Annotated in this window: 13 protein-coding genes; 9 read left to right on the top strand and 4 right to left on the bottom strand. The window is 63.9% G+C overall.

What is annotated here, in order from left to right; all coding sequences use genetic code 11:
• The first annotated feature begins 146 nt into the window (after positions 1–146).
• From NKJ37_RS23925 to NKJ37_RS23965, 9 genes are all read left to right on the top strand, one after another.
• Positions 147–974 (top strand): AraC family transcriptional regulator, encoded by an 828-nt coding sequence (locus NKJ37_RS23925; RefSeq protein ID WP_127266791.1) that lies wholly within the window; start codon positions 147–149, stop codon positions 972–974.
• Positions 975–1,104: 130 nt separating this feature from the next.
• On the top strand, positions 1,105–1,548 hold the full coding sequence (locus tag NKJ37_RS23930; protein WP_127295458.1) for an SRPBCC family protein: 444 nt from the start codon (positions 1,105–1,107) through the stop codon (positions 1,546–1,548).
• A 13-nt stretch (positions 1,549–1,561) separates the two neighbouring features.
• Positions 1,562–2,356, top strand: coding sequence for an FAD binding domain-containing protein (locus tag NKJ37_RS23935; RefSeq protein ID WP_127295456.1), 795 nt, complete (start codon positions 1,562–1,564; stop codon positions 2,354–2,356).
• Positions 2,357–2,416: 60 nt separating this feature from the next.
• A complete protein-coding gene (locus tag NKJ37_RS23940) occupies positions 2,417–2,899 on the top strand; it encodes a (2Fe-2S)-binding protein (protein WP_127295454.1) in 483 nt (160 codons plus the stop codon).
• Positions 2,900–2,912: 13 nt separating this feature from the next.
• Complete coding sequence (locus NKJ37_RS23945; RefSeq protein WP_127295452.1) at positions 2,913–4,280, top strand: xanthine dehydrogenase family protein molybdopterin-binding subunit; 1,368 nt, start codon at positions 2,913–2,915, stop codon at positions 4,278–4,280.
• 1 nt (position 4,281) lies between these two features.
• A complete protein-coding gene (locus NKJ37_RS23950; RefSeq protein ID WP_023813252.1) occupies positions 4,282–5,286 on the top strand; it encodes a xanthine dehydrogenase family protein molybdopterin-binding subunit in 1,005 nt (334 codons plus the stop codon).
• A gap of 8 nt (positions 5,287–5,294) precedes the next feature.
• Positions 5,295–6,176 (top strand): AAA family ATPase, encoded by an 882-nt coding sequence (locus NKJ37_RS23955; RefSeq protein ID WP_127295448.1) that lies wholly within the window; start codon positions 5,295–5,297, stop codon positions 6,174–6,176.
• 220 nt (positions 6,177–6,396) lie between these two features.
• Entirely contained in the window at positions 6,397–7,533 is a 1,137-nt protein-coding gene (locus tag NKJ37_RS23960; protein WP_352775255.1) for a vWA domain-containing protein, read from the top strand.
• The gene (locus NKJ37_RS23965) at positions 7,533–8,420 is read left to right on the top strand and encodes an amidohydrolase family protein (RefSeq protein WP_352775257.1); all 888 of its coding nucleotides are present in this window, start codon (positions 7,533–7,535) and stop codon (positions 8,418–8,420) included. Before NKJ37_RS23960 ends, NKJ37_RS23965 begins: the two co-directional genes overlap by 1 nt.
• 4 nt (positions 8,421–8,424) lie before the next feature.
• Here the strand turns inward: NKJ37_RS23965 and NKJ37_RS23970 are convergent, their stop codons facing one another.
• The 4 genes from NKJ37_RS23970 to NKJ37_RS23985 all read right to left on the bottom strand — a co-directional run bounded on the left by NKJ37_RS23970 (position 8,425) and on the right by NKJ37_RS23985 (position 13,850).
• Positions 8,425–8,832 carry a carboxymuconolactone decarboxylase family protein gene (locus NKJ37_RS23970; RefSeq protein ID WP_352775258.1) on the bottom strand — a complete coding sequence of 136 codons (408 nt, stop codon included), beginning with the start codon at positions 8,830–8,832 and terminating at the stop codon, positions 8,425–8,427.
• 355 nt (positions 8,833–9,187) lie between these two features.
• Positions 9,188–10,684, bottom strand: a complete 1,497-nt coding sequence (locus tag NKJ37_RS23975; RefSeq protein WP_352775261.1) for a sugar ABC transporter ATP-binding protein — start codon at positions 10,682–10,684, stop codon at positions 9,188–9,190.
• On the bottom strand, positions 10,684–11,730 hold the full coding sequence (locus tag NKJ37_RS23980; protein WP_352775264.1) for an SMP-30/gluconolactonase/LRE family protein: 1,047 nt from the start codon (positions 11,728–11,730) through the stop codon (positions 10,684–10,686). The genes NKJ37_RS23975 and NKJ37_RS23980 overlap by 1 nt, the downstream gene beginning before the upstream one ends.
• The gene (locus NKJ37_RS23985) at positions 11,727–13,850 is read right to left on the bottom strand and encodes an ABC transporter permease (protein WP_352775266.1); all 2,124 of its coding nucleotides are present in this window, start codon (positions 13,848–13,850) and stop codon (positions 11,727–11,729) included. The genes NKJ37_RS23980 and NKJ37_RS23985 overlap by 4 nt, the downstream gene beginning before the upstream one ends.
• Positions 13,851–13,853: the final 3 nt, after the last annotated feature.

Consider the following 13,853-nt stretch of genomic DNA (forward strand, 5'->3'; position numbering starts at 1 on the left):
AAACCTATCGCTCAGTCTGAAAATCCGGCCGCATCGGCCGTCATTGGCCCTCGCCGCCCCCGCGCGTCTTGACGCGGCCCCGAACTCCGCCGCACAATCCCTGTTGCAGGCGAAGGGAGGCCAGTCGTCTGCGGGAGGATATACCCATGACGGAAGCGATCAGGCTCTACTGGGGCCGGTTCGGACATGTTTCTATCCTGAATGTCGCAAGCGACTTCGTCACTCATGCCCATGTCGAGGCCCATCTGATCATCTGGCTGGAAGGTACGGCCGGCGAAATGACCATCGGCCGCGAGACCGTCCGGCTTGGACCTGGAACGGCCGCCGGCATCAACTCCTTCCAGCCGCACAGCCATGTTCTGTCGCAAAACGGGACGCCCGGTCTGTTTCTCGCCTTCTACATCGATCCCGACTGGGCGCGGCGCCGCCGCGACCTGCCTTCGTCTGCGCCGCTGTTCTCACAAGCCGCGATCACGCTGGAACCGTGGCTGCATCAGGCCGCCGCCAATCTGCTCGACCACCTCAGCGACAATGAGAGCGTCGACGATATCGCCAACTACGAGATCGAGCGTTTCATCGATAGCGTGCTCGACGCCGCCGACGCCTCGGCGCCGCAGGAGGCCCGTGTCCGCATCAACACCATGCAGGATTTCCGTGTCCGCAAGGCAATCCAGCTGATGAAGGCCAATGTCTGCGAGCGCATCTGCTTCGACGACGTGGCGCGCAGCGTCGGCCTGTCGCGACCGCATTTCTTCGCTTTGTTCAAGGAACAGACCAATCTGACGCCCAATGTCTACTGGAATACGCTGCGCATGGAGGAAGCGGTGCGGCAGCTGCAATGGTCGCGGGAGCCGCTGATCTCGGTCGCCTGCAATCTCGGCTTCACCACGCAGGGCAATTTCTCGCGCTTTTTCCGCGACCATGTCGGCGTGCCGCCGACGCTCTACCGCGAGGCCGCGCGGGCGATTGCCTGAACCTGTCCTCGTTTAGTCAAGGTCGACTGTTTTTCAGACTCCTTGATACACGCTCAAGACGCATTGATAAGCGTCGCTGAAATGGCCGCCCTACCCTTGCACCGGATCGCTTTTGCAAGGGAACATTTGAATGGCCAAAGTCACCATATCCAGCGTCATCGACGCGCCGGTCGAAAAGGTCTGGGCGCGCATACGCGACTTCAACGGGCTGCCGGGCTGGCATCCGCGCATGGTGGAAAGCCACATTGAAGACGGCAAGGATGCCACCACGATCGGCTGCGTGCGCAATTTCCAGCTCGCCAGCGGCCCCCGCCTGCGCGAAAAGCTGCTCGATTTTTCCGATCAGAATTTCCTCGTCAGCTACTCCATCCTGGAGACGCCGCAGCCGCTGACCAATCACAAGGCGACGCTGCAGTTGCGGCGCGTGACCGATGGCGACCGCACCTACGCCGAATGGACCGCCAGCTTCGACGCCGCGCCCGAGGAGGCAGACAAGCTGGCCGAGGGCATGGGCGCCAATGTCTTTCAGGGCGGCTTCAACGCTCTGAAAAGCCATTTCGCCGGCCAGAGCTGACAGGAGCCAAACCATGGCGCTGGCACTGCAGACCTTTGCAACGGTGAAAGACGCGAACGCGGCACTGAAAGCCCAGGGCACACGCTATCTCGGCGGCGGCACGCTGGTCGTCCGCGCGGCCAATGAGGGCGATGTCTCGGTTTCCGGCCTTGTCAGGTCGACCGAGCCGTCTTTGTCCACCATCGCCGTTGCCGGTGGAAAAGCCCGTGTCGGCGCTTCGGTGACGATGGCGGCGATCGCCGGCCATCCGGAGCTCGGCACGCTCGCCAAGGCCGCCCGCGCCGTCGGTGGCCCGGCCATCCGCAACATGGCGACCGTCGGCGGCAATCTTTTTGCCCCGGCCCCCTATGGCGATTTCGCTGTTGCCCTGCTGGCGCTCGATGCCATGGTCGGCACCGATGGCGGCGAAACGCCTATCGAGACTTTTCTGGCCAATCGGGACGGCAGCCGTGCCGTCGTCACTTCCGTGAGCTTCACGCTTCCGAAGGCCGACAGTTTCCGCTTCCTGAAAGTGTCGAGGGTCAAGCCCAAGGGCGTCTCGGTGCTCAGCATAGCCGGTGCTCTGGAACTGTCGTCGGATGGCACCGTGACCTCGGCGCGGATCGCGCTCGGCTGCATGGCGGATCGGCCAATGCGCGCCAGGGCGGCGGAAAAAGCGCTGATCGGCCGAAAGCTGACCGCTGACGGCATCGCGCCGGCCTTGGCCGCGGCCGGTGATGGCACCTCGCCCATCACCGACCCGATCGCCAGCGCCTGGTATCGCGCCGAAGTCTTGCCGGTTCATCTCGGCCGGTTGCTGCTCGCATAATATTTCGTTCGGGGGCGCGCGTCTGTCCGCCGGTTCGGGCAGGCGCGCTGGGAGGAAAACATGGCAAAGGTTCCGGTTCAATTCACGCTCAACGGCTCGGAAAAGGCCGAATTCATCGACAGCGGCACGACGCTGCTTCAGGCCCTGCGCGACAAGATCGGCGACACCTCACCGAAAGGCGGCTGCCATCAAGGGACCTGCGGCGCCTGTTCGGTCATCATAGACGGCGAACTCAGGCTCTCCTGCCTGACCTTGGCCGAGACCTGCGATGGCGCCGTCATCAGCACGACATCGGGACTTTCGGAAGCTGGCGTGCTGCACCCGCTGCAGCGCGCCTTCCTCGACACGTTCGCCACGCAATGCGGCTTCTGCACGCCGGGCATGATCATGGCGGCAAAGGTGCTGCTCGACCACACACCCAACCCCAGCCGCGACGAGGTGGTCGAGGCGCTGTCGGGAAACATCTGCCGCTGCACCGGTTACGAGCCGATCATCCAGGCGGTGCTGACCGCCGCCCGCGCCAATTCGCAGAACGCGGCCTGAGGGGTCCAAAGCAATGGAACTGCGCAAGAACTACTTCACTGATATCCGCAAGGACGATCTGAACGAGATCGGCCAGCCCCGGCCGCGCTCGGATTCGCCAGGCCATGTCACCGGCAAGACCGCCTTTTTCGCCGACCGCAATTTCCCTGGCATGCTGCACCTGAAGATGGTGCGCAGCCCGCATCACCATGCCCGCATCCGCTCGATCGACACCTCGGAAGCGGAAAAGCATCCGGGCGTGGTGAAGATTCTGACCGCCAAGGACGTGCCGCACAATGTCTACACCATCCTGATCCTGATCCAGGTCGGGCCGGAGGACGAGACGGTGCTTGCCGACGGCAAGGTGCGCTGGAAGGGCGAGGCCGTGGTGGCCGTGCTGGCCGAAACCGAGCGTGCCGCGCAGGAGGCCGCAGCCAAGGTCAAGGTCGACTATGAGGTGCTGCCGGCCGTCTTCGACATGGAAGAGGCGCTGAAGCCCGGCGCGCCCCTGGTCAACGAATATCACGGCCAGAATTATTACCTCTATGACAGCGGCGAGTGCCGCAAGGTGCGCTTCGGCGATGTCGAGGCGGGCTTCGCCGGCGCCGACCACATCCTGGAGGAGAGCTACCAGTCCTCGCCGATCGAGCACGCGCCGACCGAGACCACCGGCTGCGTGGTGGCACCCGAGGGCAATGACCGCTTCACCTGCTACACCAACACGCAGGCGATGTTCTTCACGCTCGACAACACCTCGATCATCCTGCAGATGCCGGGCAGCAAACTGCATTTCGTCGGCGGCACCGTCGGCGGCGGTTTTGGCGGCAAGGTCGACGTCATCGTCGAGCCCATCGCCATCCTCGGCGCAAAATTAACAGGACGACCAGTCTGTTTTATCTACAGCCGCGAGGAGGAGATGCAGATCTCGTCGCCGCGAGCGGCCGAAAAGGTCGTCATCAAGGACGGCGTCATGAAGGACGGCCGCATCGTCGCGCGCAAGGTCACCGGCTATACCGACGCCGGCGCCTATTCGCGCCACTCGCCCTATGGCGCGCAGAAGGGCGCGGGGCACTATCCCGGCCCCTACACCATCCCAAACGTCTGGATCGACACCTACTGCGTCTACACCAACCGCACGCCCTCCTCCGCCATGCGCGGCTTCGGCGTCACCATCGGCGACTTCGCGCTGGAGGTGCAGATGGACAAGCTGGCACGGCTGATCGGCATGGATCCGCTCGAATTCCGCTTCATCAACGCCTATCGCGACGGCGACATGAAGGCGCATCGCCAGCCGACCGAGGGCGCCGCGCTGATCGAGTGCATGCAGGAAGCATCGCGCGCCGCCAACTGGCCGGTGGCGGAGAAATACATGGCCATGTCGTCCTACGTGAAGGGAGCTTGAGATGGCGATCAGGCGTGGACGCGGCGTTGCCGCGATCAACTATCCCACCGGCATGAACCTCGGCGGCGACCCGACGCAGGCGCTGGTGCACTCGACGCCGACCGGCAATTTCATGGTGACGCTGTCATCCGTCGATCTCGGTCAGGGCATGAAGCAGATCATGGCGCAGATCTGCGCCGAGACGATCGGCGTGCCGACCGACCGTGTCGTCGTCGACACCGCCGACACCGACACCGGCCCGCACTGCATGGGCACGTTCGCCTCACGCGGCACGCACCGCGCCGGCAACGCCGTCATCCAGGCAGCAAGGGAAGCGCGCCAGGTGATGCTTGAAGTGGCCGCCGAGGAGCTGGAGGTCAACGCCTCCGACCTCGAGACCGATGGACAGGGCAACATCCTGGTCAAAGGCGCACCGCAAAAGTCGATCTCGATCTTCGATGTCGCGCTGTCGGCGCATTTCAAGCGCGGCCGCTCGATCTCCGGTCGCGGCATGTTCCTGATCCCGCGCTCCTATCCCGAGAAAGAAACCGGCGCGATGAAGCCGTCGACTTGTTATGCCCATGCCTGCACGGTGGCCGAGGTCGAGGTCGACGACGAGACCGGCGAGGTTACCGTGGTGACGGTGAAGAACGTCTTCGAGATCGGCAGAGCGCTGAACCCGAAGATGGTCGAGCAGCAGTTGGTCGGCGGCTCGTGGATGGGCATCAGCCACGCGCTCTATGAGACGACCGAACCCTACTATCCCAACCGCGATCATGGCGGCACCGACTTCAACCAGTATCTGATGCCGGGTCCCGGCGACCTTGCCGAGACAGAGATCATCGTGCTGGAGCGTCCTTCCGCCGACGGACCCTATGGCGCCAAGGGGCCCGGCGAAATGTGCGCCAATCCGCAGATCCCGGCGGTCGCCAATGCGGTCTTCGACGCCGTCGGCGTGCGCATCGACACGCTGCCGATCACGCCGGAGCGCATCTTACGCGCGCTGAAGGCGCAAGCGGCGAACTGAGGGCTGGAATGACAGGGACAAGCGCCGAGACTGTCGCGACCTCACCGGAGGCGGTGGCGCAGCATCTGGCCGCCTCGCGCTATCTGGCCGATGAAAGCCTTTCGACTGCCATCTTCCTGGCGATCCGGCTGGGCAAGCCGCTGCTGCTCGAAGGCGCGCCGGGCGTAGGCAAGACGGAGGCGGCGAAGGCGATCGCCGCGCTGCTCGGCCGTGATCTGGTGCGGCTGCAATGCTATGAAGGCATCGATGCCGCGCATGCGCTCTATGAATGGAACTACCAGCGCCAACTGCTCGCCATCCGCCATGCCGGCGAGCATGAGATCGACATCTACGACGACCGTTTCCTGATCGCCCGGCCGCTGCTGCAGGTGCTGAAGGCGCCCGAGCAGCGCGTGCTGCTGGTCGACGAGATCGACCGCTCGGACCACGAATTCGAAGCGCTGCTTTTGGAATTCCTCTCCGACTTCCAGATCAGCATTCCCGAGCGCGGCACCATCCGCGCCACGGCACAGCCGATCGTCATCCTGACCTCGAACCGCACCCGGGAACTGGCCGAAGCACTGCGCCGCCGCTGCGTATACCACTGGATCGGCTATCCCGACGCCGAGCGCGAGGCCGCCATCATCATGCTGCGCGCCGGCGATGTAGCGCAAGCCACCGCACGCGCGGTGGCGGCGGCCGTGCAGACCATTCGCGCCCGCCCGCTCGCCAAGCCGCCCGGCATTGCCGAGGCGGTCGAATGGGCCAACGCCGCGACCATCCTGGAAAAAGGCGGCAGCCCGTGGCCGGAAGCCTTCCGCCGCGCCATCGGCGTGCTGATCAAGGACGAGGAGGATCTCTCCTACATCGAGCCCGAGCTTGGCCGGATTGTCGAGGAGGCGCTGGCGTGAGCCGAGACCTCAACGGCACGTTCTCCCCGTTCATTCCGCAACGCTGGCGGGACAGCACCCCCCTCTGTCCTGCCGGACATCTCCCCCTCAAGGGGGGAGATTGGCTGTCATTCCGGCTTTCGACAATCTCCAGCGTCGCAGAACGGAGCGAAGCATCGAAGCTGCTGATCTCCCCCCTTGCGGGGGAGATGTCCGGCAGGACAGAGGGGGGCGCCACGCAATGATGCGGGAAACAAGCTTACCCCGCGCGGCAGCGCCCTTGCTCAGCTTCGCCCGGTTGCTGCGCCGCTACGGCTTCGCCATAGCGCCCGAGCAGGTCTCCAGCTTCATGCAGGCCGTGACATTGCTCGGGCCGCGCTCGATGGCAGACATCCGCGAGGCGGCGCTCGCGACGCTGGCGCCGCCGCCCGACCGCCACGACGAATTCGAAGCGCATTTCCAGAGCCACTTTTATGGCAACACATCCGCCGTGGTGGAAGGCGACGCCGACGAGGAAACCCGCATCAAGGATGATGGCGGCGCCGACGACGAACGGATCGAAGCCGAACAAACCCAAGAGGGCGGCGAGCTGTCCTCGGCACTGGAGCAGTTGAGCAGCCGCGACTTCCAGCGTGACGATGACCGCCTTGCCGCTTTCCGCCGCAAACTCGCTTCAGCCTTGCCCGCCCGCCGCTCCTTCCGCACCGTACGCACGCATTCGCGCGGCAAGCTCGATCTGCGCCGGTCGCTGCGGGAAATCGTCAGCGCCGATGGCGACGTGCCCTCGCCGCTGCTGCGCCGCCGCCAGACCGTCCCCCGAAAGCTGCTGCTGCTGATCGACGTGTCCGGCTCGATGAAGCTGCACACAGCGGACTATCTGAAGCTGGCGCATGCCGCAGTGCAAGGTGCCGACCGCGCCGAGATCTTCACCTTCGGCACGCGGCTGACCCGCATCACCCCAGCACTGCGCATCCGCAACCGCGACCAGGCGCTGGCGCGCGCCGCGGCCCAGGTCGACGATTGGGACGGCGGCACCCGCATGGGACCGACGCTGCTCGCCTTCCTCTCGGTGCCGCGCTTCTCGTCGTTTGCACGCGGTGCCACGGTCGTGATCCTGTCCGACGCGCTGGAGCGCGGCGATCATGGCGAGTTGGAGACAGCCATGCGACGGCTGAGCGCCCGCGCTTTCCGGCTGTCGCTGGCCACACCGCTAGCCGGCGACCCGCGCTTCCGACCGGCAACGGCGGCACTGCGCGCCATCCTGCCGGTGCTGGACGACCTCATCGACGGCTCGTCGGTGAAAAGCCTCACCGATTTCATCCTGTCGCTCGCCCGCCCTGCTTCAGCGGCGGCGACAATCTGGAAGAGGGTTTCGTGATGCAGAAAGCCATCGACGCGCATTTCCACATCTGGCGCCAAAAGGACCAGCCCTGGCTGGTCGGGCCGATGGTGCCGCGCATTTTTGGTCCCTACGAGCCGATCCGCCGCGACTATCCGATCGAGGAGTTTCTCGAAGACCAGAAGGGGTCGGGCGTCGAGAAGGCCGTCTATGTCCAGACCAACTGGGCCAAGGAGGATTTCGAGAAGGAAGTCGCCTTCCTGCAGAAGACATCCGACGAAACCGGCTGGCCGCATGCCATCGTCGGCTACACCGACATGACCGTCGACGATATCAGGCCCCAGATCGATCGGCTGATGAAATACAAGCTGCTGCGCGGCGTGCGCATGCAACTGCACTGGCACGAAACGCCGGCCTTCCGTTTCGCCGCCTCGGCCGATCAGGTCATCGACCGCAAGGTGCGAGCGAATGTAGCGCGCCTGAAGGACTATGACCTGTCCTTCGACCTGCAGCTTTTCCCCGCCCAGATGAAGGACGGGCTGACGCTTGTCGGCGAAAACCCGCAGACCAATTTCATCCTCACCCATGCCGGCATGCTGACCGGCATGGAACCGGAAACCACCGAAGCCTGGAAAGAAGGCCTGCGCACGCTGTCGGCGGCGCCCAATCTCTACGCCAAGCTCTCCGGCCTCGGCACCTTCGTCCACCGCAACGACCCGGCGCTGATCGCCTACATCGTCGACAACACGATCGAGATCCTGGGTGCCGACCATTTGATGTTCGGCTCGAACTTCCCGATCGAGAAGCTATGGACCAGCCACGCGGAGCTGATCAAGGCGCACCGCAATCCGGTGGCCAACCATGGCGCGGCGGCAGAGGCTGACATCTTCTGGAACACGGCGGAGAAGGTCTACCGGCCGGTGTGACGCTTCACTTCACCTCGAACTGTGGATCGACCGGGATCTGCAACGCGGTCACCAGATGGTTGGTCTGCCCAGCCAATCCGATGATCGACACAAGCTCGCCATGCTGCGCATCGGTCATGCCTTTGGCGCGGGCCGCCGCCGTGTGCGAGTGGACGCAGTAAGAGCAGCCATTGGCGGTCGAGACAGCGATGTAGATCATCTCCTTGGTCAGCGGATCGATGGCGCTGTCGGCCACCATCACCACCTTCAACTGTTCCCAGATCCGCTTCAGCGAAGGAGGATCATTGGCCAGACCGCGCCAGAAATTGTTGACGAAATCGGATTTGCGCGTCGCGCGGATGTCATCGAAGACGGCCTTCACGGCCGGGATCTTTTCGACCTCGGCGTCGCTCAGAAGTCTTGTGGTGGCCATGGTATTTCCTTTCCTTTCGATCGATGAACTGGCTCGTTGAATCAAGTTTCGAGCAAAGGCGGCCAACCAGCTTCTTTGACTCAGTTTTTGCCCGCAATAGCGTTGAAGATTAGCCGAGGCACCTAAACTTCGTCATCCTAGGGCGAAGCAGGCGCGTAGCGCCGTCGCGGAGAACCTGGGATCCATTCCGTGACCTTAGCCGAAGAGTGCTGCGGAGCGGAATCCTGCACCGCAGCAGCGCTACGGAGTCCCGGCATGGATCCTCGGGTCTGCGCCGCGTCGCTGCGCTCCTTGCTTCGCCCGTGGATGACGAAGGGATCCCGGCCAATTATCAACGTAGGCACCAGCCAAAAACCTAATGCACGGCCGCATACATGATCTTCTCCTCCGTAGCCTCCGCCGGCGAAAACTCCTCGACGATACGCCCTTGCCGGCAAACCAAAATCCGGTCCGACAAATTCATGATCTCCGGCAGGTAGGACGAGATGACGACGACGGCCAGGCCCTCGTCGGCCAGCCGGTTGATGATCTGGTGGATCTCGGCGATCGCGCCGACATCGACGCCGCGCGTCGGCTCGTCGAAGATGACGATGCGCGGCTGCTGCACCAGCCCCTTGCCGATCACCACCTTCTGCTGGTTGCCGCCTGACAGTTCCACCACACGCGCATTGTCGTTGATCGCCTTGATGTTCAGCGTCTTCGTCCATTCCGCCGACAGCACGCGCATCTCTTGCGCGTTGATCACCCAGGCCTTTTCGCGGCCTGCCGCCAAAAGCCCGCCGAACAGGTTCTCGGCAATGCCCATCGTCTCGAAAATACCCTCGCTCTTGCGGTCCTCGGTGACATAGACGATGCCGTCGGCCACCGCTTCGCTCGGCACGAGATAGCGCACTGGCTTGTCGTCCAGCTCGATGGCGCCGCCGCGCAGAAAATCGCGCTTGTAGATGCCGGAGACGATCTTGAAGGTCTCGGTGCGGCCCGAGCCGATCAGCCCGAACACGCCGGTGATCTGGCCCTCGAAGATCGAGAAGGACGTGTTGCGCACGACATTGCTCATCGAAATGTCCTGCACCGACAGCACTTTCTTGCCGGCCTTGCGCAGTTTTGCTTCGTCGCGCTGGCGGTAGATCTCCCCCGATAAAGTGCGCCCGACCATGGCGGAAACGATCCTGTCGCGGTCGAAGGCGGACGTGTCGTCGGTGATGACCAGCTCGCCGTCGCGCAGAATGGTGATGCGGTCGGCAATATCGAGCGCCTCTTCCAGCGCGTGGCTGATGAAGACGATCGACACGCCGCTCGCCTTCAGCCGCCGGATCAACGCGAAGAAGTGCCGCTTTTCTTCTGGCGTCAGCGTCGCCGTCGGCTCGTCGAAGATGATGATCTCGGCATTGTGGTGCACCGCGCGCGCGATCTCGACCATCTGCCGCTTGGCAGCACCCAGCGTCGCCACCATCGCGTTCGGGTCGACTGGAAAATTCAGCGATTGCAGGAACTGCTGCGCGGAGATGTAGGTGCCGCGCAGCCGGTTGAGGAACTTTTCGGTGCCGAGATAGAGGTTCTGCGCGACCGTCATCGATGGGACCAGGCTGGTCTCCTGGAACACCATTGCGATGCCGGCCTCGAGGGCCGCATGCGGCGAAGCGTAGGCGATCTCCCGGCCCTTGTGGAACATCTTGCCTGAGGTGGCATCGACCACGCCGGCGATGATCTTGGTCAGCGTCGATTTTCCCGCGCCATTTTCGCCGAGCAGCGCATGGATCTCACCCTTGCGCAGGTCGAAGCTGACATTCTTCACCGCGGGCACGCCGCGGTAGTTCTTGGTGACATTCTCCAGACGGACGATCGGTTCCATCAGAAACCTCCCGTGGCGACGGAAAGGATGCAGTCGCCCCCTTTGGAGGCGACGAACAGAAGGCCGTCTTTTTCCGCAACACTGCAGATGCCGTGGCGCGTGCCGTTGGCGCGGCTGTGCAGGCTGAATTGCGGCTGCATCTTCTGGTCGAGCCTGACCACCAGCCCGTAGGAGCGGCTCGGCGACCATGGCTTGTGGATGCCCATGGTGCGGATGCCGCCGCATTGCAGCGGCTCGAGGAAGCTGCGGCTGGAGGCCAGCGCCGGCGCGATCCAGTAGGCGGGCGGCACCTGGCTCAGCATGTCCTGACGGTAATGCGTTTCCTGCAGCACGAATTCGATCAGCCGGTTGCGCGGCGCAAACAAGGTCAGCCAGGCGCCACCATCGGCGGACGGCGATAGCCGCGCGGGATAGCCGGGCAGATGCGTCAGCGCCGTGGCGCGATTGCCGTCTGCGCTGAAGCGCACCAACTGATGGCGCCAGCTCTCGCTGACCAGCACATCCCTGCCGACGGGGTGCAGGCCATAGGGAAAGGCAATGTCGCCGGCGAGTTTGCGGAAATCACCGCCCGCGGCGTCTCGCTTCCAAAGCGAACCGGACGCGCCCTTCTTCATCAGATCGGCGGCCCATTGCGACGGCGCATGCTCGGCCGAGCCGTTGGCCAGCCACAGCGTGCCGTCATCCGCATAGGCAAGTGCGGTGATGCAGCTGAGGTCAGCCGGCAGCGAAACCTCCTCGCCTGATACCAGCAGCTTGCCGCTCTCCAGCCCGACCGTCAGTTCGCCGGATCGCGACAGCGCCAGCGCCGTGACCGGAGACGGAAAGGTTTCGACAACCCTGGGCTCGGTTCCGGCAGCAATCGAATAGATTGCGTTGCCGCTGGAGGCCAGCAGCCTGCCATCGGCAACCAGCAGATTGTCCGGCTCGGTCAGCTCAGTAAAAGCCAGCGCGTCATCCAGCAATGTGTTGGGTCGGAAAGCGCCATCGAGCGGCGGGATGGTCACCGCCTTGCCGCGAAACAGGTCCAGCACAGGATCGAGGATCATGGCTTTGCTCCCCAATAGGAAGCGGGGCTGGTCCAGTTCGGGTCTGCGCCTGAAATCTTGTAGCGGCCGATGCGGTTGTTGAGGATGCCGCCGACGAACATATATCCCTTGTGCTCGCGCATTGAGGTGACCATCGGGTGCGCGCCACCCGTGAGATCGCCCATCGCCTCGACGATGCCGCCCTTTTCGTTGAATTTCACCACGCCGCCGGTGTTGATGTTGGGGAACAGCCATTCGTCCTGCGGCAAGCGGCGCGTCATGCGCTTGCGCATATCGGGGTGGCGCAGCGACAGGTCGAAGCTCGGCGTGCGCATGCCAAGCCACGCCATCCAGTAATTGCCGTCGGAGGCGCGGTTGATGTTGTCGGGGTAGCCCGGCATGTCGCGGATGACACACTCGGCGGTACCGGCCTTCGGCCCCTCCAGCCAGTAGCGGTGCACGCGGCAGGCCCAGCTTTCGGCGAAGAACAGCGACTTGCCGTCGTGCGCCATGCACACACCATTGGTGTAGCGATAGCCGTCGAGCAGCGTCTTCGTCGAACCGTCCTTCGGCTCATAGACCAGCAGCCGGCCGGTGGCGCGGTTCTCGATCGAGTCCAGCGCCCAGTCATGGGCGTCGTAGCGCTTGGTCGAGTCGGTGAAATAGATGCGGCCGTCGGGTGCGATGTCGCAGTCGTTGGGGTCACGCAGCCGCGCATCGTCGACGATCGAGGTCCAGGAGCGCGACGTTTCGGCCGACAGGCGTTTGACCTCCCGATCCGGCGAGACGGAGTAAAGCCCCATGGCGCCGACGCAGCTGATCAGATTGCCCGATTTGTCGAAGGCGAGGCCGAGCGGAAAGCCGCCGATATGGGCAAACACTTCCGATTTGACATAGTCCGGCGCGAAGAAGCGGACGATCTCGCCATGGCGCGTGCCGCAATAGAGATTGTCGTCGCGGTCGAGGATGACGTCTTCTGGCCCCTCCAGCTCGCCAAGCCCGATATGGTCGGCTGCCGACAGCCTGTTATCAAGCTCGTAGGGCGTGCCCGAGCCGGGTGCGGCCGACTGCGTTTCGCCCATTCTGAGATAGACAGGCGCGACATAGACCTCGTTCAGCACCTTGTGGCGGTTCTTCAGCCAGCGAATGTCAATGGTCACCGCCACCGCCAGCATGATGCCCAGCACCATCTGGTTGGTGCCGGTGCCGTAGCCCAGCCGGATCAGGCCGTTGGTCATGGTCAGCACGATGATGGCGCCCATCAGGCCCTTGATCACCGAGCCGCGCCCGCCGCCGAGGCTGACGCCGCCGACCACCGCCGCCGTCAGCGCCATGATCTCGAGGTTGAGGCCGGTGCCCGGCCCTGCCCCGCTCAACCGGCAGGCGATCAAAAAACCGCCGATCGAGGCGCAGAAGCCTGAAAAAACGTAGGTCATGAACACCGTGCGGCGCACGCGGATGCCGGCATTGTGCGCCGAGCGCCTGGAACCGCCGACCGCCAGCACATGCCAGCCCGGCCGTGAACGGGTCAGCGCGATATGGGTGACGATGGCCAGGATGATCGCCAGCCACACCGAGACGGACAGCCCCCAGAACGTGCTGTCGCCGATGAAATCGAGCACATCCGATGTCGCGGTCGAAAGCTGCACGTCGGCGGCATAGGTGGTGACCAGGATATCAAACAGCGCCCGCCCGAAGATGAAGGTGACCAGCGTGGTCAGAAAGGCGCGCAACCTGAGATAACCGACGAGATAGCCGTTGATGGCGCCAAAGATGAGACCGGTGGCCAGCGACGCAGCCAGCGCCAGCCAGATCGACTGTTCGAGGATGAAGAAGACATAGACGGCGGAAAAGCAGGACAGCGCGAAGATCGAGCCGACCGACAGGTCGATGCCGCCACCCAGCATCACCACCGTCATGCCGGTGACGACCATCGAGAACTCGCCGAGCTGGCGGGTCGATTCCTGCAGCGCTGTCAGCTTGAAGAAACCCGGAATGATCGAGCCGAAGGTTGCCAGCGTCGCCACCAGCGCCAGGAACGGAATGGCGTTGTCGGTCCAGCGTTTGGTCAGTATCTCGCCGACGACATGGTCGGGCACGAGATTGTACCGCCAGGACTGGAGGCGTTCGCGAAAGGACATCGG

Source organism: Mesorhizobium sp. M0140 (assembly GCF_040322475.1).
Taxonomy (GTDB): Bacteria; Pseudomonadota; Alphaproteobacteria; order Rhizobiales; family Rhizobiaceae; genus Mesorhizobium.